Consider the following 21,904-nt stretch of genomic DNA (forward strand, 5'->3'; position numbering starts at 1 on the left):
GTGATCTCGACGAGCGGCGGCAGCAGGACGCCTTCGCCGCCGGGGGCGTTGAGGTCGACGCCGAGGAGGGCCACCAGGGTGAGGACGACGGCCTGGAGCACCGTGATCGTGCCGAGGACGACGACCTTGGACATCAGATACGCGGATCTGGACAGGCCGACGGCGCGTTCCCGCTGGTAGATGACGCGTTCCTTGACCAGTTCCCGTACGGCGTTGGCCGCGCCGGTCAGGACGCCGCCGACGCACAGGATGAGCAGGGCGTTCATGGCGGTCTCGCGGTCCAGTTCGCTGCCCGCGAGGGCTCGGGCCATGGCGCCCATGACGAAGGGCAGCGCGATCATGATGGCGAGGAAGGTGCGGTCGGCGCTGAGCGCGGCGGTGTACCGGCGCACCAGTGTGCCGAGCTGGGCGCCCCAGCTCTGCGGTTTGGGCGGCGGGGCCACGTCGACGGGCGCCGCCTCCGGCAGATACGGGCGGCTCATGGACGCGGTGACGTACTGGCGGTGGAACGGAGAGTCGCGGTACTCCCCCGCCCAGTCCCGGTCCTGGTCCCGTTCGAACGCCTCGAAGGCCTCGGGCCACTGTTCGAAGCCGAAGAAGGCGAGGGTGTCGTCCGGGGGCCCGTAGTAGGCGACCTTGCCGCCGGGCGCGAGGACGAGGAGGCGGTCGCAGACGTCGAGGCTGAGGACGCTGTGGGTGACGACGATGACCGTGCGGCCGTCGTCGGCGAGGCCGCGCAGCATGTGCATCACGGAGCGGTCCATGCCGGGGTCGAGGCCGGAGGTCGGCTCGTCGAGGAAGAGCAGGGAGGGCTTCGTCAGCAGTTCCAGGGCGACGCTGACGCGCTTGCGCTGGCCGCCGGAGAGGCTGTGGATCGGCTGGTCGGCGCGCTGTTCGAGGCCCAGTTCGTGGATCACCTCGTCGACGCGTGCCTGTCGCTCGGCCTTCGCGGTGTCCTGGGGGAAGCGCAGTTCGGCGGCGTAGACGAGGGCCCTGCGGACGGTCAGCTGGGCGTGCAGGATGTCGTCCTGCGGGACGAGGCCGATGCGCTGGCGCAGCTCCGCGTAGTCGCGGTAGAGGTCACGGCCGTCGTACAGGACGGTGCCGCTGTCGGCGGGGCGCTGGCCGGTGAGGGCGTTGAGGAGGGTGGACTTCCCGGCGCCGCTCGGGCCGACGACGGCGAGGAGGCATTTCTCGCCGACCGGAAAGGCCACCTTGTCGAGCAGTGTCCTGCGGCCGCGGTCGACGGCGACGGTCAGCTCCTGCACGTCGAGGGAGACCTCACCGGTGTCGACGTACTCCTGCAGCTCGTCCCCGACCAGGCAGAACGCGGAGTGACCGATACCGACGATGTCACCGGGAGTGACCGGCGCGCTGTCGACGGGACGGCCGTTGAGGTAGGTGCCGTTGTGGCTGCCGAGGTCGGCGATCTCGTAGGTGCCGTCCGGGCGGGCCCGCAGTTCGGCGTGCCGGCGGGAGACCACGAGGTCGTCGATGACCAGGTCGTTGTCGGCGGCGCGGCCGATGCGGACGGTCCGCGCCGGCAGGGGGCGGACGCTGGTCGGCTGGCGGAAGGTGCCGGTCGAGGCGGGCTGGAAGACGCCGGAGGGGCGGACGGGGGCCAGTCCGGTGAGAACGGCCCGCGGCCCGTCCTCGATGCTGCCGAAGCGGATGACGGTGCCGGGACCCACGTCCCATTCGCGGACGCGGTGGCCGTCGGCGTAGGTGCCGTTGGTGCTGTTCTCGTCCTCGATGGTCCAGTGGCCGTCGTGTGCCCTGAGCACCGCGTGGTGCCACGAGACCCGGTCGTCGTCGAGCACGATCTCGCTGAGCGGGTCGCGTCCGACGTGGTACTCGTGGCTCGGGGTCATCACCGTGGAGCCCGACTCGGTCTCCAGCACGAGTGCGGGCGCAGTCGGTGCGATCGACCGCTCTGCCATGCCGAAAATTCTACCGATTCGCCCTCATATGCGCGCCCGATAGATCGACGGCGGAGGCGCTCAGGGGACGGGGGCCGCGCGCCGCAGGGGCGTTCGAGAGGCCGGGTCCGGGCCGCACGGGGAGAGGTCAGGCGGCGGGGGTGGCGATCCGCTGGGCGATCCGTTGCATACGGACGGCGTCGACGGACTCGGCGAGCAGCTCGTACTCGGTGGTGTCGTCGTTGGTGGCGATGCGGACCAGGTTCCCGGCGGCCAACTCCTCGGCGACCAGTTCCTGTTGGACGCCGTCGGCGGACCAGGCACGCAGCATGCTCGGCACGTCGGGGACGGTGTCGGCCACGGGGACCACGGAGTTGGGCGGGAAGGTCGGGTTCTCGGGGCGCGGGTCGAGGCGTTCGGCGATCCATAACGCGCGGTCGCGCATCCACCAGAGCGCCAGCGCCAGGGTGGGGGCACGGTAGGTCCCCAGAGGCACTCCGACGCGCTGTCCGCCGCACATCCCGTACGCGGTGACATGGCACAGGAATTCGTCGTGCACCCTCAGCTCCCCCGATCGCACCGCCGTCGACCGCCGCCCGGCCCCGCTCGCCGTACGGACCCGTTCTCGCCTCACAGACTTGCTGGTCGTGCGCGCCAGGCAATCGAATGTCACGCACGGTGACGTCATGGACGCGCACAGAGGCCCGCTTTGTTCATGACTCAATCGCCTGTCACTCGAGTATCGCCACTCCTGACGCTCTGTCACCATGCCAATTCAGCCAGTCTCCTGGCATATGCGAGCGCGCGAATGGCCGAAACGATACGACGAGCCCTCCGACCGGGGCTCTCTCGGCATGGCCTCCGAGGTCTCGGCATGACCTCCGGAGCAATCGACACCCTCCCGTACGGCGGGGCATCGTCGCGGTGCCGGATCAGGAGCGGGGCCGCGAAGGCTCCGGATCCGTCCCCCGTCCCATACGGATGTCCTCGATGAACGGTTCAACGATCATGCCCACGAAGTCCGACCGGTACGAGACCGCCGTGGCCCGCTGCTTCGAGGCCCGGAACGCCGATGGCCAGGAGCCGCCGGGCAAGGCGGTCGACGGCCACCACGACACCGCCCGTTCGGGGGTGGAGCCGGTCGACGAGGCCACCGGATCCGCCCCCGTCGCCGGGTTCGACGTGATCACGCTCGTCAGGCCTCGGCCGGAGCCGGGACCGGCCGACGGTAGGGGCGCACCGCGCGGCGCGCGATGGCGAAACGGTGGGTTTCCGAAGGGCCGTCGTAGATACGGAACGGCCGTACCTCCCTGAGCAGGCGGGCCAGGGGGGCGTCGGCGGTCGAGATGCCCAGCGCGCCGCAGATCTGCACCGCCCGGTCGACCACCCGGTACACGGCCTCCGCGACGAACGTCTTGGAGACCGAGGTGAGTTGTGCGGCGGACGCCGAGCCGGTGTCCAGCTCCCAGGCCGTACGCAGGATCAGCGCGCGACTCGCCTCGATGTCGATCTCGGAGTCGGCCAGCATCTGCTGCACCATTCCGAGGTCGCCGAGGACGGCACCGAAGGCGAGGCGGCTGCCCGCCCGTTCCAGTGCGACGTCCTGGGCGCGGCGCGCGGCTCCCAGCCAGCGCATGCAGTGGGTCAGCCGGGCGGGGCCGAGCCGCACCTGGGCACCGGCGAAGCCCTGCCCGACCGCGCCGAGCACCTGCTCGTCCCCCACCACGCACCCGTCGAAGACGATCTCACTGTGTCCCGCGAAGAGCCCTTCGTCGAGCGTCTCGATGTCCCGGACGATGCGCATGCCGGGAGTCCCGGCGTCGACCAGGAACATGGTGGCCCCGCCCGGATCGCCGGGATCGCCGGAGGTGCGGGCCATGACGATGGCGAAGCCGGCGCCGCGGGCCCCGCTGATGAACCACTTGTGCCCGTCGATGCGCCATCCTCCGGGGACCCTGGTCGCGACGGTCCGCAGGGCGCGGGGATCGGCGCCGGCGCCCGGTGCCGGTTCGGTCATGGCGAAGCAGGACCGGGTCTCGCCGGCGGCGAGCGGGCGCAGATAGCGCTGCTTCTGGTCGTCGGTGGCCACCTGCTCCAGCAGGTGGGTGTTCCCCTCGTCCGGGGCCGCGCAGTTCAGCGCCAGGGGGCCGAGCAGCGAGTAGCCCGCGGCTTCGAAGACGGTCGCCTGTCCGCGCAGGTCGAGACCGTGGCCGCCCCATCGCGTCGGCACGTGGGGAGCGAAGACACCGGCCTCACGGGCGGCTTTCTGCAGGGTCTGCCGCAGATCCTCCGGGCCGTCGTGGACGGACCCGCCGCAGGCCAGCTCCGCCGGGATCACCACCTCGCGTACGAACGCGGACGTGGTCGCGGCGAGTCGGGCGACAGTCGGATCGACATCGAACTGGATGGGCACGGGACCTCCCGCCGACGGGCTACGGGCATCGGGTCCCGTCGCGTCCTAGAAACTGTATAGCGTCTTCAGTATCTTGCCGGGAGGCCCCGGCGACGGGAAGACGACAGGAGACGTGTCATGAGCCACCCGTTGAGCACCGGACCGGTCCGGGTGGTCCGCCACCCCGACGGAGTCGTCGAGCTGGCACTGGACGCGCCCGGGCGGGCCAACGCCCTGGATCTGGGGATGGCCGAGGCGCTGCGGGACGCGACGGCCCGGGTGGCACGGGACCCCGGCGGCGCGGTCCTGCTGCGGTCCACGGGCGGCGCCTTCTGCGTGGGCGGTGACCTGCGCGCCTTCGCGGGTCTCGACGAGGGGACGGGTGCCTATGTGCACGCCGTGGCGACCGCCGCACACGCCGCGATTCTCACCCTGCACGAGCTGGCCGTGCCGGTGGTGACGGCCGTACGCGGTGCCGCCGCGGGTGGCGGTGTCGGCCTCGCCCTCGTGGGCGACATCGCCCTGGCGGCCCGGTCCGCACGGTTCCGGCTGGCGTACACCGATGTCGGGCTCACACCGGACTGCGGGGCCTCCTGGTTCCTGCCGCGCCTGGTGGGCCTCCGGCGGACGGCGGACCTGATCCTCACCAACCGGGTCCTGACCGGGGACGACGCCGAACGGTGGGGCCTGGTCTCCCGGTCCGTCGACGACGAGGAGCTGGACTCGGCCGCGTACGGGGCCGCGGCCGGGCTCGCCGCCGGCGCCGGTGACGCGCTGCGCGCCGCGAAGCGCCTGCTGCGCCAGGGCACCGGGGAGGACCTGGGCCGCCGGCTCGCCGAGGAGGCGCGGCAGATCGCCGCCCTGGCGGACGGCCGGGACGCCCAGGACCGCATGGCGGCGTTCCTCGCCGCCCGGGAGCGGGCCGCCGGGGACCGCCCCCGGGACCGCCCCCGGGACCGCCCCGAGGACGGCGCCGGGACGGACGAGAGCCTCGGCAGGGCCAGGGAACCCGAAAGTGTTTCTTGAATCCCTCTTCACTAACAGGCTGCCCTGAGCGTAACCTCCGGGCAACACAGAACCGAGGAACCGGTCACCACAGAACCGGGGAAAAGGTGTGGCGATGCATTCTCCTGCCGTGGACCTTCCCGACGCTCCCGACGAGACGCTCACCGACGCGGTCGTCGACCTCGTTCTGCGTGGCATGTGGCGCGGCAGGCCCGAAGCGGAGTACCGGCCCCTGGCGGACGCCGGACTCGCGATGGTGAAGGGCCCGCTCGTGCTCCCCACCGAGCGGGCCAAGGCCGTCGCCTCCCAGGCTCTGCGGGTCGCGCCGGGATCGCCCCAGGAGGAACGGATCACCGCCGCGTACGAAGCCTTCCTGCCCGTCAACAGGAAGATCCGGGAGGTGTGCACGGCCTGGCAGTGCCGCCCGGACGGCACGGCCAACGACCACTCCGACAGCGTCTACGACGCCGGGGTGCGCGAGTCGCTGGAGGACGTGCACGAGGCCATCCAGCCGGTGCTGCGCCGCCTGGAGCAGGTGCTCGAGGGCGGCGGACGGTATCTGGGCGAGCTGGAGGAGGCCCTCGACCGGTTCGACGACGGCGAGGTGAAGTGGCTGGCCTCGCCGTTGTGCGACTCGTACCACACGGTGTGGATGAGGCTGCACCAGGAGTTGCTGCTCGTGCTCGGGATCAGCCGGGCCGAGGACGAGGCCCGGGAAGAGGAACTGGTGACGGGGAGCCGGGGTTGAGCGTCACCGACCGCGAGGCGGGTCCGCTCGCCCATCCGCACACGCCTCCCACGGCCCCCGGGGCTCCCCCCGCACCGACCGAGGCGTCCCTCGCCCGGCCCCCGGCTTCCCCGGTGGCCGGGCGAGGTCCCCGGCCGGATCCTGGTGCCCTACGGGCACGGGCGGATCCGAGGGCTCGGCGCCGACGAGCTGGGAGCGCACGGTGCGGCGATGGACCGGCTGGTGGCTCTGGGGCTGCCGGTCGTGCCGGGGCTCACCGTGCCGGCCGGGACCTCCGCGTCGCTGGGCGAGCCCGGCACCGCGGAAGCCGCCGTCGACCTGGTCGAACAGCTCTCGGGACGGCGGATCGGCGACGCGGCCCGCCCGCTGCTGCTGCGCCTGTCGGCCAGTGCCCCGACCGAGATCGCCGGGCTGCCGCCCGACCTCGCCTGCCTCGGCGTCACCGTCGCGAGCATGGACGCCCTGTGCGCCGTCATCGGCCGCGCGGACGCGCTGCACGAGGTGGCGGCCGCCGCCGTTCGGATGATCGCCGAGTACGCCCTCGACGTGCCCGCCGCGATGCTCGACGACGCCGTCCTCGACGCGCCCGACCCGCGAACGCGGATCGAAGCGCTGCTGGACGTGACCGCGCGGCACGGCTCGCGGCCCTTCCCCGACGACCCGGCCCAACAGCTCGCGCTGGCCGCCCGAGCCGTGCTCCGCCGGTGGGACTCACCGCGCGCGAGGAGATCCCGCAAGGCGCAGCGGCTTCCCGCCGATCTCGGCATCGCCCTGCACGTACAGGCGCTGCGGATCGGCCCGGCCGACCGCTCCGGCTACGGCACGGCGGTCAGCCGCCATCCCGAGACCGGCCTTCCTACTCCACAGGGATCGTTCTTCCGGGGGGTGCGGCGCAGCGCCCCGCCGCCGCACACCAGTGAACCGCTGGACCGGCTCTCGGGCGGCAGGGCTCTGCTGGAGCATGCCCTGCTCACTCTCGAACGGCATCTGCACGCGCCCGTCTCCGTCGACTTCGAGGTGCGTGACGACGAGATCTCCCTGCTCGCCGCCTCCGCGCAGCAACGGCCGCCGCTGCGGGCCTCGGTGTGCCTCGCCGCCGACCTGGCACGCGACGGGGTGCTCGGCCCCGAAGAGGCCGTCCTGCGGATCGGCCCCGCACAGGTGCAGGAGCTGCTGCACCCCCGGCTCCGGCTGACCGGCGAGGAGGAGCTCCTGGTGAAGGGGCTGGCCGCCTCCCCGGGCGCGGCGGCCGGGGCGATCGTGCTGTCGAGCGAGCGCGCCCTGGAAGTGGGCGCGGACGGTACCCCCGTGGTGCTCGTGGCCCATGAGACGACCCCGGCGGACGTCCCCGGCATGCTGGCGTCCGCCGCCGTGCTGACCGGCAGCGGCGGTATCGCCTCGCACGCCGCGGTGGTGGCACGGGGCGCCGGCCGGCCTGCGGTGTGCGGCGCCGACGGGCTGCGCGTGGACCGGGCCGCCGGGACCGTGTGGTTCGGGGACCGGGCGCTGCGCGAGGGCGACGCCGTCTCCCTGGACGGCCGTACCGGCGCCGTCTACGCGGGACGTCTGAGCGTCAGCGTCGCCGCACCGCCACCCGAACTGTCCACCCTGCTGGACTGGGCGGACGGCATGCGCCGACTGGGCGTGCGGGCCAACGCCGACAGTGCGGCGGAGGTGAGCACCGCCGTCGCCCTGGGGGCTGAGGGGGTCGGGCTGTGCCGTACGGAGCACCAGTTCCTCGGTGAGCGGTTGCCGCTGATCCGCCGGGTGCTCCTGGCCGCCGATCCGGCCGCCCGCGACGAGGCGCTGACGGCGCTGGAGCACGCTCAGCACGACGACTTCCGGGCGCTGCTGGCCGCGGTCGGGAACCGGCCGGTGACCGTGCGCCTGCTGGACGCTCCGCTGCACGAGTTCCTGCCCGCCCCCGGGGACGCCTCGGACGCGGGTGAGGAACAGCGGGCCGCCGCGCTGCGCGAGGCGAATCCGATGCTCGGGCTGCGAGGGGTGCGGCTGGCGCTGTTGCACGAGCGGCTCTACCCGGCGCAGGCCGAGGCGCTCTTCGCCGCCTGGGCGGACGTCGCCGCCACCGGGGTCCGGCCCGAGCTGGAGGTGATGATCCCGCTGGTCAGCATGGCGGAGGAACTTGCGGTCGCCGCCGCGTACGTGCGGGAGGCCGCCGACGCGGTCGCCGCCCGCACCGGTGTGGTCGTTCCGTACCGGCTCGGCACGATGATCGAGACTCCGCGGGCCGCGCTGCTCGCCGGTGAACTCGCCGAACACGCCGAGTTCTTCTCCTTCGGCACCAACGACCTCACCCAGCTGACCTACGGATTCTCCCGGGACGACGTGGAGCGCCAGGTCCTCGCCGGGTACCAGGAGCGGGGCCTGCTGACGGCCAGCCCCTTCGCCCGGCTCGACCCGCACGGGGTGGGCGCCCTCATCGCGCTGGCCGCCGAGCGGGCGCGCGGCGTACGGCCCGGCATCAAGCTCGGTGTGTGCGGGGAGCACGGCGGGGACGCCGAGTCGATCGCGTTCTGCGACGGCCTCGGCCTCGACTACGTGTCCTGTTCCCCGCACCGGGTGCCGGTGGCCCGGATGGCAGCGGCGCACAGTGCCCCGCGCGAGCGGCACGACGAGAGCGGGAGCACACGATGACGAGCACCGTGACCGGTGGGCCGGCCCTGTCGGACACCGAACTGGACGACCTGCGCACAACCGTACGGTCGGTGTGCGCGGACGTCGGCGGCACCGCGGCGGTGCGCCGACTGCCCGAGCGCTCCCCCGGTGTCGACGCCGAGCTGTGGGACACCCTCGGCCGGCGGGTGGGCCTCGCGGCCCTCGGGCTGCCCGAGTCCGCCGGGGGCATCGGCGGCCTCGCCGAGATCGCCGTGGTCTGCGAGGAACTGGGCAGGACACTGGCACCGGTACCGCTGCTGTCCTCCACCGTGCTGGCCGGACAGGTGCTGGCCGGCTGCGGTACGGCCGACAGGACGCTGGCCGAGCTGGCCGAGGGCGCGGTGCACGCCCTCGCGGTCGCGGCACCCGACGGGACATGGCGTCCCGACGCCGTGCCGGTGACGGTCACCTGGCAGGGCGGGGCCCCCGTCGCCGACGGAACGGCGCCGTTCGTCCTCGACGGTGGCGATGCCCGGGCGCTGGTCGTGGCGGCCGCCGGTACCGACGGCGTGGACCTCTTCCTCGCCGATCCGGGAGCTCCGGGCGTCACCGTGCGCCGAGTGCCCACCCTGGACCTCAGCCGGGGCCAGGCCGTGGTCACCTTCTCCGGCGCGCGGGTCCGGGCGCTGACCGCCGGGGGCGAGGGGGCGAACGTCGTCTCCCGGGCCCTGGACGTGGCCCTGGTCGCCCTGGCCGCCGAGCAACTGGGCGGCGCCCAGGCCGCGTTGGACATGACCGTGGCCCATGTGCGGGACCGTGCCCAGTTCGGCAGGGCGATCGGCGGTTTCCAGGCGGTCAAGCACACCTGCGCCGACATGCTGCTCCAGGTCGAGGGCGCACGGTCGGCGGTGCTGCGCGCCGTCGACGCGGCCGCCTCGCACAGGGCGCTGGCCGAGGCGGCCGCGGTGGCCCAGGCGTGGTGCTCCGAGGCCTTCGTGTCCGTCGCCGCCGAGTGCGTCCACCTGCACGGGGGCATGGGCTTCACCTGGGAGCACGACGCGCACCTGTACTTCCGGCGGGCCCGGTCCGACGCCGCCCTGCTGGGCGGCGCGGCCTTTCACCGGGAACGGCTGGCCGGACTGCTGAGCTGGTGACGTGGAAGGCGGTACCGGTATGACCACCCGACTCATCGACGACTCGCTGTTCGACTGTGTGGTCCCGCCGCGTCTCGCGGGGGCGCGCTGCTCCGGATGCGGCACCGTCGTCTTCCCCCGGCAGGACTCGTGCCCCCGATGCCCGGACGGGTCCATGTCCGGTCATGTGCTGCCGGTGCGGGGACGGGTGTGGTCGTGGACGCTTCAGGCGTTCCCGCCCAAGCCGCCGTACCGGCCGCCTGCCGGCGGTCACCGGCCTTATCACGTGGGCTATGTCGACCTCGGTGAGCTGCTGGTCGAGGGGCGGCTGGCGGTTCCCCGCGCGCGGATACGGATCGGGCTGCCGGTCCGGCTCGCCATGGTGCCCGCGTACCACGACGAGGACGGGACCGAGGTGCTGACCTTCGCGTTCCGCCCCGACGACGAGGAGGAGGGGGAGCGATGAGCCGGACCGACGACGTCTACGTGGTCGGCTGCGGGATGCATCCCTTCGGCCGGGACGAGAGTGTCACCGGGATGGACATGGCCGAGCGCGCGGTGCGGGAGGCGCTGGCCGACGCCGGGGTGTCCTGGGAGGACATCGGCTACGCGGCCGGCGGCTCCGACGTGTCCGGCAAACCCGACACACTGGTGGGCCGCCTGGGCCTGACGGGGGTGCCGTTCGTCAATGTGCAGAACGGCTGCGCCACCGGCGCCTCCACCGTGCTCACGGTGGCCGCCGCGCTGCGTGCCGGGGAGGCGTCCCTGGGGCTGGCGGTGGGCTTCGACAAGCACGAGCGGGGCGCCTTCCATGTGTCCGCGGCCCGCTACGGCCTGGGCGACTGGTACGCCGAGACCGGCATGATGCTGACGACCCAGTTCTTCGCCCTCAAGACACGGCGGTACCTGTACGAGCACGGGATCTCGGAGCGGGCGCTGGCGGCGGTCGCCGCGCGCGCCTTCCGCAACGGCTCGCACCACCCCCTGGCATGGCGGCGCAAGGCGTTGACGGAGCGGGAGATCCTGGACTCCGCGGAGGTCAGTCCGCCGCTCACCCAGTACATGTTCTGCTCGCCGGGGCAAGGTGCGGCGGCTCTGGTGCTGGCGCGCGTCGACCGCGCCTTCGACCTGTGCGAACGGCCGGTGAGGCTGGCCTCGCTGGCGTTCCGCACCCGGCGGTTCGGTTCGTTCGAGGTGTTCTCGCCCTGGCTGCCGCCGGGACCGCACCGCAGCCCCAGCGTCGACGCCGCCGAGGCGGCGTTTCGTACGGCGGGGGTCCGGCCCGCTGACGTCCGCGTGGCGCAGTTGCAGGACACCGACAGCGGCTCGGAGCTGGTCCACCTGGCGGAGACCGGGCTGTGCGGGCACGGCGAGCAGGAGGAGCTGCTGGCCGGCGGGGACACCGAGCCCACGGGCCGGATCCCCGTCAACACCGACGGCGGATGCCTCGCCGGCGGGGAGCCCGTGGGCGCCTCGGGGCTGCGTCAGTTCCACGAGGTGGTACGGCAGTTGCAGGGCCGCGCGCCGGGCGTGCAGGTGCCGGATGCGCCCCGGGTGGGCTTCACGCATGTGTACGGGGCGCCCGGGATCAGCGCCTGCTCGGTCCTGACCGTGTGAGGGCCCCATCGCCGTGCGGGGCGTGCGCACCGTCGTCTCAGCGCTGTGCCGTGGTCGGCTTCCGGTCTGCGGCGACAATGCGCAGCGCCAGTGACCTGACCGCCTCCAGGACGGCCTGCGGGGGCAGCTGGGACAGCGGTCCTCCCTCCGCCCGCAGTGCCGTGACCAGCATGGTGGTGCTGATCAGCGTGCGGACCGCGAGCGCCTGCGCCGCGTGGCGGGCCTTGGCCGCCCGGGGGCCGCGCGTGGTGCCCTCCGGCAGATAGTCGTAGCCACGCTGGATGTGCCGCTGCTCGAACTCGTCGCGCAGGACCTTGACGTTGCCGTTCGCCGAGGCGATCTGGACCTGGTACAGGCGAGCCTCGTCCGGGTTCTGCTCCACCCAGTCCCACACGGCGTCGATGACGCGCAGCAGTCCCTCGGCGTCACCCGGCTCGGACTCCGGACGGGCCGCCTCCACCACCGCGTTCAGCTGGTCGAAGACCCGGCGCATGGCGAGTTCGAGCAGCTCCTCCTTGCCGTCGAAGTGGTAGTAGACCGCCGTGGGAACCACCTGGGCCTCGTCCGCGATGTCCTGGATGCTCGTCTCCGCGAAACCGTTGCGGCCGAAGACCCGCACGGCGGCGTCGATGATGTGCTGCCGTCGCGAAGGCCGGTGAGCGGGCTGCTTGCCGTTCTTGGTGGTGGCCATCATGCTCCCCTGCCGACTGCCGTGAACCCGCGAGCGTGGTCCCTGTTTACTGACCATGCTATCCAGTAACTCGACTCTACCGATCGCATAATTCCTGCTATGCGTGGGCCGCCGAAGCGCCGTGGTACCGGCATACTTGACATCATGACGACATCCGGAACCCGCGCCGCCCACCGTCCGTCGCGCAAGCAGTGGGTGATCGAGGCAGCCACGGAGCTGTTCGCCACCCAGCCGCCGGACGAGGTGACGGTGGCCGACATCGCCGCCCGTGCGGAGATGACGTCGGCAGCGGTGTACTACCACTTCTCCTCCAAGGACCAGGTCCTGGTGGAGGGGATGCGGGTGTTCGCCGCCGCGATGTGCGCGCAGTTGGAGGAGCTCACCGACGCTCACGGGGCGGGCTCGGACATCGGGCCCACGATCACCGCGCTGGTGGCGTGGCTGGGCGAGCACCGGTCGGCGGCCACGGTGTTCTTCGTGTCGTCGGCCGGGATGAGCCAGGAGGCCGAGGCGCTGCGCCAGGAGAGTCGTTCGGAGCTGTTGGGCGGGCTCGTGCGGTTGATCCGCAAGGCCCGCGCGTCCGTCTCCGACGCGCAGGCCGCGGTGATCGGACTGGGCTTGCTGGCCCTGCTCGAGACCGCGGCGAACTCGCAGGTCCGGGGCGACGACGTCTACCGGTCGCTGGGCCACCGCTCCTTCGTCCGCGAGGTCGGCGACCTCGCGGAGCGGATCGCCGACCCTGCCGTGGCCGACTAGTGCTGTGACCGGAAAGGTTCACCGGCTCGCGACGCCCGGCACGGCACCTCGCGGCGTTGTCGCATGACCCGAGTACATCCAGTACGCGGGTCATGCTCCGCCTTGCGAGGCACCGCACCGGACGCCGCGAGCTTTCCGGCAAACCTTTCCGGCCACAGCACTAGCGCTCGGCCCGATGCCCGCCCGCCGGCCGCCCCTCCGGCGGGAACCGGGGCGGCGCCGGGTCGGGGCGGCAGCAGACGCATGGTCGGCGCTGGATCAGACCAGCAGCCGGAGCGGTTTGCGCAACAGCTCACCGACCGTGCGCAGATACTCGGCCGCCGGCGCGCCGTCGACGGCACGGTGGTCGAAGGTGAGGCTGAGGGTGAGGACCCGGGTCCGCAGCGGCCGGTCGTCCAGCCACTCGACGCCGTCCCTCAGTCTGCCCACCCCGAGGATCGCCACGTTGCCGGGGTTGATCACGGGAGTGAAGAAGTCGACGCCGTATCCGCCCAGCGAGGTGACGGTGAACGTGGCGCCTTCCAGGCGGTCCGGCGGGATCCGGCCCTCACGCGCGGCCTGGGCCAGGGCCTTCGCCGTGCGAGCGATCTCGGGCAGCGGCAGTACCGCCGCGTCCTCGATCACGGGGACCATCAGGCCGCCCGGAACCGCCACGGCGAAACCGAGGTGGACGTCGTCGAGCAGATGGATGCCGTCGTCACGCACCGTCGCGTTGAGAAGTGGGTGTGTGCGCAGGGCCAGCGCGGCGGCCTTGAGGAGGAAGTCGTTGAGGGTGGGAACAGGCAGTTCGGTGTCGGCCCACTCCTCCTTCAGCCGGTCACGCAAGGAGACCACCGCGTCCATCCGCACCTCGTAGCCGTGCGTCAGCTGGGCCATCTCCTGGAGGCTGGCGTGCATGCGGCGGGCGATGGTGCCGCGCATTCCGGTGAGGGGGAGCACGTCTCCCGGCCGGGGTGCGGCGTTCCGGCGGCGGGGCGCCGGTTCGCGCGGCGGGCCGGCGGGGTCGAGATCGGACCTGCGGATCCGGCCGCCGGGCCCGGTGCCGTTCACCTCGGAGAGGTCGATGCCCCGCTCCTTCGCCAGCCGACGGACCAGCGGCGACACGGCGGTGACGGATGAGACGGCGGTGGCCGGCGGGACAGGGCTCGCGGACACCACAGGGGTGGCCGACCGGAGAGAGGGGGCCGCTTCGCCGGGCAGCCCCGCGAGGAACTCCTCCACGTCCTCGGACACGATCCGACCGCGGGGCCCGGTGCCGCGGACGGCGGTGAGATCGACACCCGCCCCGAGCGCCACCCGTCGGGCGTTGGGCGAAGCCAGGAGCCGCCCGGCAGGACCGGCGGTGGTGGCGCCGCCACCGTTCAGGGGCGGCGCCGCCGACGCCGGAGAGGCAGTGAGGATGCCCGAGGCCGTCGGCCCCGCGAGCGTGCCCGCCGCGGCCCCTGTCTGCATCGGTGCCGGGAAGCCCGTGCCCGCGCCCGGTGTCGTCGGCCCGGCGGACACGCCCGCCCCGGCCACACCCGTCTTCGGTGCCGGGGAACCGGAGGCGGCGCCCAGAGCCGTCGACCACACGGACGCCGGCCCCCCGGCCGTGCCGGTGCCTGCCCCGGACCCGGCGGGCATCGGCGTACCCGCCGGGTCCGGTGGCTGCTCGCCCTCGGCCAGGAGCCAGCCGATGAGCGCGCCGGCGGGGACGGTCGTCCCGGCCGGGACGACCGGGTGGAGCAGTCCCCCGGCCTCCGCCTCGACGTCCACGTCGACCTTGTCGGTGGCGATCCGCAGCAGCGCTTCGCCCTCGGCGACGGCGGCGCCCGTGGGCACGAGCCATTCCTCGATCGTGCCTTCCTGCATGGTCAGCCCGATCTTCGGCAGCAGAACCTCGACCGCCACGTCGCTCACGCCCTTTCGAGGAGACGACGGCAGCCCTGGACGATCCGGGCGCGGTCGGGCACATAGGCCTTCTCCAGGACCGGGGAGAAGGGCACCGGGGAGAAGGGAGCGCCGATGCGCAGCACCGGGGCGTCCAGGTGGTCGAAGACGGCGTCCTGGATCTGGGCGGCGATCTCCGCGCCGAGCCCGCCGAAGGTGACGGCCTCGTGCACCACCAGCGCCCGGTTGGTGCGGCGGACGGAGGCGAACATGGTCTCGGTGTCCAGGGGCTGCACGGTCCGGGGGTCGATCACCTCGATCTCCACGCCCTCGGCGGCGAGTTCGTCGGCCGCCGCGAGGGCCTCCCCCACCATGCGGCCCAGGGCGATCACGGTGACGTCGGAGCCCTGCCGGGCGGTGTGCGCCCGGCCCAGCGGGATGCCGTAGATCTCCTCGGGCACATGGCCGGTGCTGCCCAGCAGGACCTTGTTGAGCATGACGACGACCGGGTTGTCGTCCCGGATGGCCGAGACGGTCAGGCCCTTGGCGGTGTACGCGTCGCAGGGCATCACCACTTTGAGGCCGGGCACATGGGCGAGCCAGGCCTCCAGGCTCTGGCTGTGCTGCGCGGCGGCGCCGAGGCCGGCGCCGGAGGCGGTGGTGATGGTGAGCGGGACGGACACGGCACCGCCGAACATGTACTTCATCTTGGCGGCCTGGTTGACGATCTGGTCGAGGCAGACGCCGATGAAGTCCATGAACATCAGGTCGACGACGGGCCGCAGTCCACGCGCGGCGGCCCCCACCCCGAGGCCGACCAGTGCGGCCTCGGAGATCGGCGTGTCGATCATGCGGCGGGGGCCGAACTCGTCGAGCAGGTTGTCGAACATACGGAAGACGCCGCCGTAGCCGGCCACGTCCTCGCCGGCGACGAAGACGTTCTCGTCCTCGCGCATGGCCTGGGCGAGGCCCTCGTTGAAGGCCTTGACGTAGGTGAGTTTGCGGACCGTGCCGTCCGGGACGGCGGCCTGTTCCTGGGTGAGGGTGGTCATGGCGTCATCCCGAGTAGACGTTGAGCAGCAGGTCGGCGGTGTCGGGCAGCGGGCTCGACTCGGCGTACGCGATGGCCTCGGCGATCTCGTCGCGGGTGCGCTGCCAGGTGTCGTCCAGTTCCGCGCGGGTGGCCGTGCCGTCGGCGGCGGCCCGGGCCTCCAGCAGGTCGATGGGGTCGCGGGCCTTCCACTCGGCGACCTCCTCGTCCGAGCGGTAGGGGTGGCGCAGTCCCTTGACGCCCTGGTGATCGAAGTAGCGGTAGGTCTTGGCCTCGATCATCATCGGTCCCGCGCCGGACCGGGCGCGTGCCACCGCGTCGGTGGCGGCGCGGTGGACGGCGACCGCGTCCATGCCGTCGACGATCACGCTGGGCATGCCGTAGGAGGCGGCCCGGTCGGCGACGTCGGTGAGCAGCATGTGCTGGGACTGCGGCGTGAACTCGGCGTAGCCGTTGTTCTCGCAGACGAAGACGACGGGCAGGCCGAGGACGGCGGCCATGTTGGCGCCCTCGTGGAAGGCGCCGATGTTGGTGGCGCCGTCGCCGAAGAAGGTCACCGCGACGCTGTCCTCGCCCTTGTACCGGGCGGCGAAGGCGGCGCCCACGGCGATCGGGACGCCCGCTCCGACGATGCCGTTGGCGCCGAGCATGCCGAGGGAGACGTCATTGATGTGCATGCTTCCGCCGCGTCCCAGGCAGGCGCCGGTGGCGCGGCCGTACAGCTCGGCGTACATCTCCCGGAAGCCGACGCCCTTGGCGACGGCGTGTCCGTGGCCGCGGTGGGTGGAGGTGATCTGGTCGTCGTCGCGCAGGGCGGCCATCACTCCGGCGGCCACGGCCTCCTGACCGACGTAGAGGTGGAGGAAGCCGGGCAGCCTGCCCGCCTCCATGAGCTTGCCCGCCTCGGTCTCGAACAGCCGGATGCGCACCATGCGCTCGTGCAGATCCTTGATGACCTGCGAGGATGTCCGGTGCTCTGCCGTGTCGGCCGGCTTCTTCTGAGCCATGTCCCGCCCCTTCGCCCGAGGGAGGTGTGTCAAGCACCCCTACTTTCTGGTGCTTGTCTACAGTAAGCAGCAGGGGCACCTTACTGAAGAGTGTCTCTAATTACTACGCCTTGAACCGGACTCCTGACCCCCTTCGTCCACCAGCTCCACCGCGTTGCCCTCCGGGTCCGCCCAGAAACTGATCCGGCCGCCGCGGGTCCGCACCACGACCGGCTCCGACAGGGGCCGCGCACCCGCGGCCACCAGGGACGACACCATGGAGTCGATGTCCTCCACATGGAAGGTGAGGTACGACAGACCCCGGCCGCCGGCGAGCGCCGGCGCCGAGTGCGCGGGGTCCGCTGCCACCTGAGGCAGGATCAGCTTGACCCGCCCCCCGGAGGGCACCTGCAGCCAGACGACCAGCAGCTCGCCACCCAGCCCGGCCGGTGCCGCGACGGACTCCGGCACATAGGATCGACGCACGACAGGGCAGCCGAGCCCGTCCCGGTAGAAGCGCTCCATCAGCTCCAGATCCCGTACGACCACACCCGCCTCGAAGGGCTTCCCCACAGCCGCCACCGCCTCTCGTCGGGAACCCGGCCGCCGTCGCCACGGAGACTGGATCCGGTTTACAGAAAGCAGCGGGAGCGATGCCGTGCCCCCGACGCGGCAACTTCGCCACTTTCTATTGACAGAGCACACTAAGTCCTGTTGTCGTTTCGGACACAGCCCAGCTGTCGCTCTCGGAAGCCGGTCACCGGCTCGCGGCTGGGAGGATTGTGAGGACATCGTGGTCCAGACCAGTTCGCCGGGGATTCGGGAAGCGGAAGCCGGGAACACACCACCGACGGCCCCCGAGTACTCCTCGTGGATCAGCCAGGACCGGTCCACCGACGCCGCGTCCGTGACGATGCGGCGGGAGGCCGCCGAACTCGTCGAACGCGTGATGACGCACTATCGCGACGGCACCACGCACCAGGTGGACGGCCAGTGGACGGAACCTGTCGCCCACTACCTCGACGCCGACCGCTGGCGACGGGAGACGAACGCCGTCCACCGGAGCGTTCCCCTGCCGCTCGCCATGTCCTGCGAGCTCCCGGGGCCGAACACCTACAAGGCGCTGGACGTGCTCGGCGTACCGGTGCTGATCACCCGGGACCGGCAGGGCGCCGTGCACGCGATGATCAATGCCTGCCGGCACCGGGGGGCCAAGCTGATGGAACCCGGCTGCGGGGTGTCGAGGCGGCTGACCTGCCCGTACCACTCCTGGTCGTACGACCTGACCGGGGAGCTGCGGGGCGTGTACGCGGAGAAGACCTTCGGTGAGGTTCCGCGGGAGGGCCGCGGCCTCGTCAGGCTTCCGGCCGGGGAGCGGGCGGGGATCGTCTTCGTCTCGCTGGACCCGGCCGCCGAGCCCGACCTGGACGCCTGGCTCGGTGATCTGCTGCCGCTGCTCGAAGGGCTGCGGCTGGCGGAGTGCCACCACTACTCCACCGGTGAACTGACCAGTCCCAACTGGAAGGTCACCCTCGACGGGTATCTGGAGACGTACCACTTCGCCTCGCTGCACCCGAAGACGGTCTTCGAGACGAATCTCTCCAACATGATGGCCCACGACACCTGGGGCCCCCACCAGCGCATCGCGCCGGCCCTGCGTCCCATCGCGCGGGCGGTCGAGCTGCCTCCGGACCAGCGGGACCCCGGGGACTGCGTCGGCCCCATCTACTGGCTCTTCCCCGGTCTGGCGATCGCCGGCGGCTGGCGGCAGAAGATCGCCGTCTCCCTGGTGCTCCCCCGGACGGCCACCGAGTCGGTGACCCAGCAGATCATCCTGCTGCGGGAGCCGGCGGTCACCGAGGAGGAGCGCCAGGCCGCCGACCGGTTCGGCGAGTGGTTCCACGAGGTGGTCCGCGACGAGGACTACGCGACCACCTACGGAGTCCAGCAGGGCCTCGCCGCCCTCAACGGGACCGACTTCGTCTTCGGACGCAACGAGCCCGGACTCCAGCACTTCCACCGCACCCTTCACCGACACCTGGAAGACGCCGAAAGAGCCGCCAGGTGACGGACCAACAACACTCGCGGGAGAACAACATGGTGGCTACGGGCAGCCTCGACGGACGTGTCGCGGTGATCACGGGCAGCACGCGCAGCATCGGCCGCGGCATCGCAGAAGCATTCCTGGCCGGTGGTGCCACGGTGGTCCTCAGCGGCCGCAGCGAGATCAAGGGCAAGCAGGCCCTGGCGGAGCTGGACGCCGGGGACCGGGCCGTCTTCCACCCCTGCGACGCCAACAGCCAGGAGGACATCGAGAACCTGGCCGACTTCGCCGCCGAGCGCTTCGGCAGGCTCGACATCTGGGTCAACAACGCCGGCGGCACCTCGGGCTTCGCCCCGGTCCACGAACTCAGCGACGAGGCCTGGCACGACGCCCTCAGGCTCAACCTCAACGCCTACTTCTACGGCACCCGCCGCGCGCTGCCGAAGATGCTGGCGGGCGGCTGGGGACGGATCATCAACATCTCCTCCGTCGAGGGCAAGCAGGCCAACAAGCCCGCGATCAGCCACTACATCACCAACAAGCACGCCATCCACGGACTGACCAAGGCGACGGCCTTCGAGTACGGCACCCAGGGCATCACCTGCAACGCCATCTGCCCCGGCGCCGTGGACACCGACCTGATGCGGGCCGCGGGGCCGGCCGCGGCCGAGGCCGAGGGCATCAGCTACGAGGAGTGGCTGGGCCGCTTCGCCGAGCACGCCGCCACCAAGCAGATCACCACCGTGGAACAGATCGCGGCGGTCGCCACGCTGCTCGCGAGCGACGCGGGCGCCGGCATCACGGGCACGCTGATCAGCGTCGACGGCGGAACGGCACAGTGGTAGACACCGGGACGGACGGCGGGAGACCTTCGGCCATGAAGAGCTGGATCACGGACTGGCAGCGCAGTGAGCGCCTGCCGCACTACACCCGGGCCAACGCGGGCGAGACCCTGCCCGATCCGGCAAGCCCGCTGGGCTGGACCCTCGTCTGGGGGCGCGGACTGCACGGCTGGCGCAAGGGCTTCGTCGGCTTCGGCATCTACCGCGAGGAGGAGGTGGCCGGTCTTCGCCCGCCCTTCGTCGGGATGTTCGGCGGCTACTTCTACCTCAACCTGTCGCACATGCGGCTGTTCGGCATCCGTATGGGCCAGACCGCGGACCAGATCGACGCCGCCTTCGTCGGCCAGCGCTCCGACACCCCGGTGTACGTGGCGCACCCCGACGACCAGGACGCCGAACTGACCGCCAAGGCGGGCGGCACCCTCCAGCGGATGCTCGGCCAGAGCACCTTCCCGGAGGCCGACGCCGACCGGGAACGGCTGCGCGTACTGCGCCGCGGTCGACCCGACCTGACGGAGCTGTCCGACGCCGAACTGGTGGCCCGCGCCCGGTCGTTGCTGGACGAGGTGGAGACGACCTTCCAGCGACACGTCGAGTCGTCGCTGCCCGCGTCCGTCGGACCGGCGATCCTCGGCCCGCTCTGCGCGAGCGTGGACCGCCCCGGCGCCATGCTGGACCTCATCGGGGGGCTCGGCGACGTCGACTCGGCCTCCCCCTCGGACGGGCTGTGGACGCTGTCGCGCCAGGTGGCGGCCTCGGCCGAGCTGACCGCGCTGTTCGACCAGGGCCCGGCCGCGGTGGAGCGGGCGCTCGACGGGGCGACCGGGGACGTGAAGGCGTTCCGTGACGCCTTCGAGGAGTTCCTGGCCGGGTCCGGCGACCGCGGTCCCAACGAGTGGGACATCCACGCGCTGTCCTGGGAGGCGGCGCCGGTCCAGGCACTGGCCCTGGTCGACCGGATCCGGCACAGCCCGAACGACGACTCCCCGGCCGCCCGGCGGTCCCGACTCACCGAGCGGCGCGAGCGGACCGCGCGGGAGATCCGCTCCGCCCTGCCCGCGGAGGCCCAACCGATGTTCGACGCGGGCCTGCACGCCTCCCAGGTGTGGATCCCGGCCCGCGAGCGCACCAAGGCGAACTGTGTGACCGTCGTCAACGAGATCCGGATGGCGATACGGGAACTGGGCCGCCGCGGGGTCGAGGCGGGGCGCCTCACCGAGCCCGGCGACGTGATGATGCTGCTGGAGACCGAACTCGACGACTACGTCGCCGACCCGGAGCGCTTCGGGCCCGTCATCGCGCAACGGCTGCGGGAGTACGCGCGGTTGCACGAGCTGGAGCCGCCGTTCTTCGTCGCGGACGACGCCCGGACCGAGATCGACACCTGGCCGATGCGTGCCGAGGAGCGCACCGAGGCCGCGGCCGAGGGCGATGAGCTGAGCGGTGTGGGCGGCAGCCACGGCACATACACCGGCCGCGTGCGCGTGGTCACCGATCCTGCGTCCTGCGAGGCCCTGGAGCCGGGGGAGGTGCTGGTCGCACCGATCACGGACGCGGCCTGGACCCCGCTGTTCCTGGTCGCCGGGGCCGCCGTGGTCGACGTGGGCGCGCTCAACAGCCACGCCGTCGTGGTCTGCCGGGAGCTGGGCATCCCGGCCGTCATCTCCGTCGAAGGGGCGACGCGGCGACTGCGGGACGGCATGGTGATCACGGTCGACGGGGACCGGGGCACGGTCACCGTGGACGGCGTCCCCGCCCCGCTCGGCGTCTGAGACACCCCGGGCCCCTCGCTCCCCTTCACCGGAGCGGCGGGCCCGGGGGCATGACCGCGAAAGGACCCCCGTGACCGAGGACATCATCGTCGCCGGCTGGATGGACTACGAGCCCGGCGACCGCGACACCATGCTGAAGGCCCTCGTCGAGCTGGGCCGGCGCACCCGCAAGCGGGAACCCGGCTGCCTGGACTACGCCATGACCGCCGACCCCGTCGACGAACGGCGTATCCGGGTGTACGAGCACTGGACGTCTCAACAGGCTCTCGACGAGCACTTCACGACCCCGCACATCAAGGACTTCCGGGCTGCGGTGGCGGGGCTGACGCGGATCGGGGTCGGCCTGACGGCCCACACCGTGTCCGGGTCGCGCCCCATGCGCTGAACCCCTGCGCGAAGCCGTCGACCGAGCCCATCCACTGATCCCAAGCACTGAGAGGGTGCCCCGGCCGGGGGCACCCTC

The 21,904-nt window shown here is 72.3% G+C and carries 20 protein-coding genes; 12 read left to right on the plus strand and 8 right to left on the minus strand.

Features of this window, described 5'->3' with window-relative positions:
* Both AOK23_RS32420 and AOK23_RS32425 read right to left on the minus strand, forming a co-directional pair.
* Positions 1 to 1,940 (minus strand): FHA domain-containing protein (locus AOK23_RS32420; protein WP_240496669.1); only part of this gene is annotated, 1,940 nt, incomplete at its 3' end.
* A gap of 127 nt (positions 1,941 to 2,067) precedes the next feature.
* On the minus strand, positions 2,068 to 2,478 hold the full coding sequence (locus AOK23_RS32425; protein WP_055716122.1) for a hypothetical protein: 411 nt from the start codon (positions 2,476 to 2,478) through the stop codon (positions 2,068 to 2,070).
* A gap of 449 nt (positions 2,479 to 2,927) precedes the next feature.
* Here AOK23_RS32425 and AOK23_RS50620 point away from each other — a divergent pair, with 449 nt between their 5' ends.
* Positions 2,928 to 3,233, plus strand: coding sequence for a hypothetical protein (locus AOK23_RS50620; RefSeq protein WP_240496670.1), 306 nt, complete (start codon positions 2,928 to 2,930; stop codon positions 3,231 to 3,233).
* Here AOK23_RS50620 and AOK23_RS32435 read toward each other — a convergent pair.
* A complete protein-coding gene (locus AOK23_RS32435; protein WP_055716124.1) occupies positions 3,115 to 4,332 on the minus strand; it encodes an acyl-CoA dehydrogenase family protein in 1,218 nt (405 codons plus the stop codon). The genes AOK23_RS50620 and AOK23_RS32435 overlap by 119 nt on opposite strands.
* A 117-nt stretch (positions 4,333 to 4,449) precedes the next feature.
* On the opposite strand from AOK23_RS32435, the gene AOK23_RS32440 reads away from it, so the two are divergent.
* The 6 genes from AOK23_RS32440 to AOK23_RS32465 all read left to right on the plus strand — a co-directional run bounded on the left by AOK23_RS32440 (position 4,450) and on the right by AOK23_RS32465 (position 11,430).
* Positions 4,450 to 5,337 (plus strand): enoyl-CoA hydratase/isomerase family protein, encoded by an 888-nt coding sequence (locus AOK23_RS32440; protein WP_055716125.1) that lies wholly within the window; start codon positions 4,450 to 4,452, stop codon positions 5,335 to 5,337.
* A gap of 94 nt (positions 5,338 to 5,431) precedes the next feature.
* A complete protein-coding gene (locus AOK23_RS32445) occupies positions 5,432 to 6,064 on the plus strand; it encodes a hypothetical protein (protein ID WP_240496664.1) in 633 nt (210 codons plus the stop codon).
* Between the two features lie 210 nt (positions 6,065 to 6,274).
* Entirely contained in the window at positions 6,275 to 8,719 is a 2,445-nt protein-coding gene (locus tag AOK23_RS32450) for a putative PEP-binding protein (protein WP_240496665.1), read from the plus strand.
* Complete coding sequence (locus AOK23_RS32455; protein ID WP_055716128.1) at positions 8,716 to 9,834, plus strand: acyl-CoA dehydrogenase family protein; 1,119 nt, start codon at positions 8,716 to 8,718, stop codon at positions 9,832 to 9,834. The genes AOK23_RS32450 and AOK23_RS32455 overlap by 4 nt, the downstream gene beginning before the upstream one ends.
* Before the next feature lie 19 nt (positions 9,835 to 9,853).
* On the plus strand, positions 9,854 to 10,279 hold the full coding sequence (locus tag AOK23_RS32460) for a Zn-ribbon domain-containing OB-fold protein (protein ID WP_055716129.1): 426 nt from the start codon (positions 9,854 to 9,856) through the stop codon (positions 10,277 to 10,279).
* A complete protein-coding gene (locus AOK23_RS32465) occupies positions 10,276 to 11,430 on the plus strand; it encodes a thiolase family protein (protein ID WP_055716130.1) in 1,155 nt (384 codons plus the stop codon). The genes AOK23_RS32460 and AOK23_RS32465 overlap by 4 nt, the downstream gene beginning before the upstream one ends.
* Before the next feature lie 37 nt (positions 11,431 to 11,467).
* On the opposite strand, the gene AOK23_RS32470 is transcribed toward AOK23_RS32465, so the two are convergent.
* Positions 11,468 to 12,124: a TetR/AcrR family transcriptional regulator gene (locus AOK23_RS32470; protein ID WP_055716131.1), complete on the minus strand. Its 657-nt coding sequence runs from the start codon at positions 12,122 to 12,124 to the stop codon at positions 11,468 to 11,470.
* Positions 12,125 to 12,265: 141 nt separating this feature from the next.
* Between AOK23_RS32470 and AOK23_RS32475 the strand changes: the two genes are divergently transcribed.
* Positions 12,266 to 12,877: a TetR/AcrR family transcriptional regulator gene (locus tag AOK23_RS32475; RefSeq protein ID WP_055716132.1), complete on the plus strand. Its 612-nt coding sequence runs from the start codon at positions 12,266 to 12,268 to the stop codon at positions 12,875 to 12,877.
* A 258-nt stretch (positions 12,878 to 13,135) separates the two neighbouring features.
* Here AOK23_RS32475 and AOK23_RS32480 read toward each other — a convergent pair whose 3' ends face one another.
* The 4 genes from AOK23_RS32480 to AOK23_RS45895 form a co-directional block, all read right to left on the minus strand.
* A complete protein-coding gene (locus tag AOK23_RS32480) occupies positions 13,136 to 14,776 on the minus strand; it encodes a 2-oxo acid dehydrogenase subunit E2 (protein WP_063791444.1) in 1,641 nt (546 codons plus the stop codon).
* Positions 14,773 to 15,798, minus strand: coding sequence for an alpha-ketoacid dehydrogenase subunit beta (locus AOK23_RS32485; RefSeq protein WP_055716133.1), 1,026 nt, complete (start codon positions 15,796 to 15,798; stop codon positions 14,773 to 14,775). Before AOK23_RS32485 ends, AOK23_RS32480 begins: the two co-directional genes overlap by 4 nt.
* Before the next feature lie 4 nt (positions 15,799 to 15,802).
* Complete coding sequence (locus tag AOK23_RS32490; protein ID WP_240496666.1) at positions 15,803 to 16,804, minus strand: thiamine pyrophosphate-dependent dehydrogenase E1 component subunit alpha; 1,002 nt, start codon at positions 16,802 to 16,804, stop codon at positions 15,803 to 15,805.
* A 96-nt stretch (positions 16,805 to 16,900) separates the two neighbouring features.
* Positions 16,901 to 17,365 carry a VOC family protein gene (locus AOK23_RS45895; RefSeq protein ID WP_240496667.1) on the minus strand — a complete coding sequence of 155 codons (465 nt, stop codon included), beginning with the start codon at positions 17,363 to 17,365 and terminating at the stop codon, positions 16,901 to 16,903.
* Between the two features lie 211 nt (positions 17,366 to 17,576).
* Between AOK23_RS45895 and AOK23_RS32500 the strand changes: the two genes are divergently transcribed.
* The 4 genes from AOK23_RS32500 to AOK23_RS32515 all read left to right on the plus strand — a co-directional run bounded on the left by AOK23_RS32500 (position 17,577) and on the right by AOK23_RS32515 (position 21,826).
* On the plus strand, positions 17,577 to 18,851 hold the full coding sequence (locus tag AOK23_RS32500) for an aromatic ring-hydroxylating oxygenase subunit alpha (RefSeq protein ID WP_055716134.1): 1,275 nt from the start codon (positions 17,577 to 17,579) through the stop codon (positions 18,849 to 18,851).
* A complete protein-coding gene (locus AOK23_RS32505) occupies positions 18,848 to 19,672 on the plus strand; it encodes an SDR family NAD(P)-dependent oxidoreductase (protein WP_240496668.1) in 825 nt (274 codons plus the stop codon). The genes AOK23_RS32500 and AOK23_RS32505 overlap by 4 nt, the downstream gene beginning before the upstream one ends.
* Before the next feature lie 32 nt (positions 19,673 to 19,704).
* On the plus strand, positions 19,705 to 21,441 hold the full coding sequence (locus AOK23_RS32510; protein ID WP_055716135.1) for a PEP-utilizing enzyme: 1,737 nt from the start codon (positions 19,705 to 19,707) through the stop codon (positions 21,439 to 21,441).
* Positions 21,442 to 21,511: 70 nt separating this feature from the next.
* Positions 21,512 to 21,826: a putative quinol monooxygenase gene (locus AOK23_RS32515; RefSeq protein ID WP_055716136.1), complete on the plus strand. Its 315-nt coding sequence runs from the start codon at positions 21,512 to 21,514 to the stop codon at positions 21,824 to 21,826.
* The last annotated feature ends 78 nt before the right edge of the window (positions 21,827 to 21,904 follow it).

The organism is Streptomyces torulosus, assembly GCF_001419765.1.
In the GTDB taxonomy this organism is placed as follows: domain Bacteria; phylum Actinomycetota; class Actinomycetes; order Streptomycetales; family Streptomycetaceae; genus Streptomyces; species Streptomyces torulosus.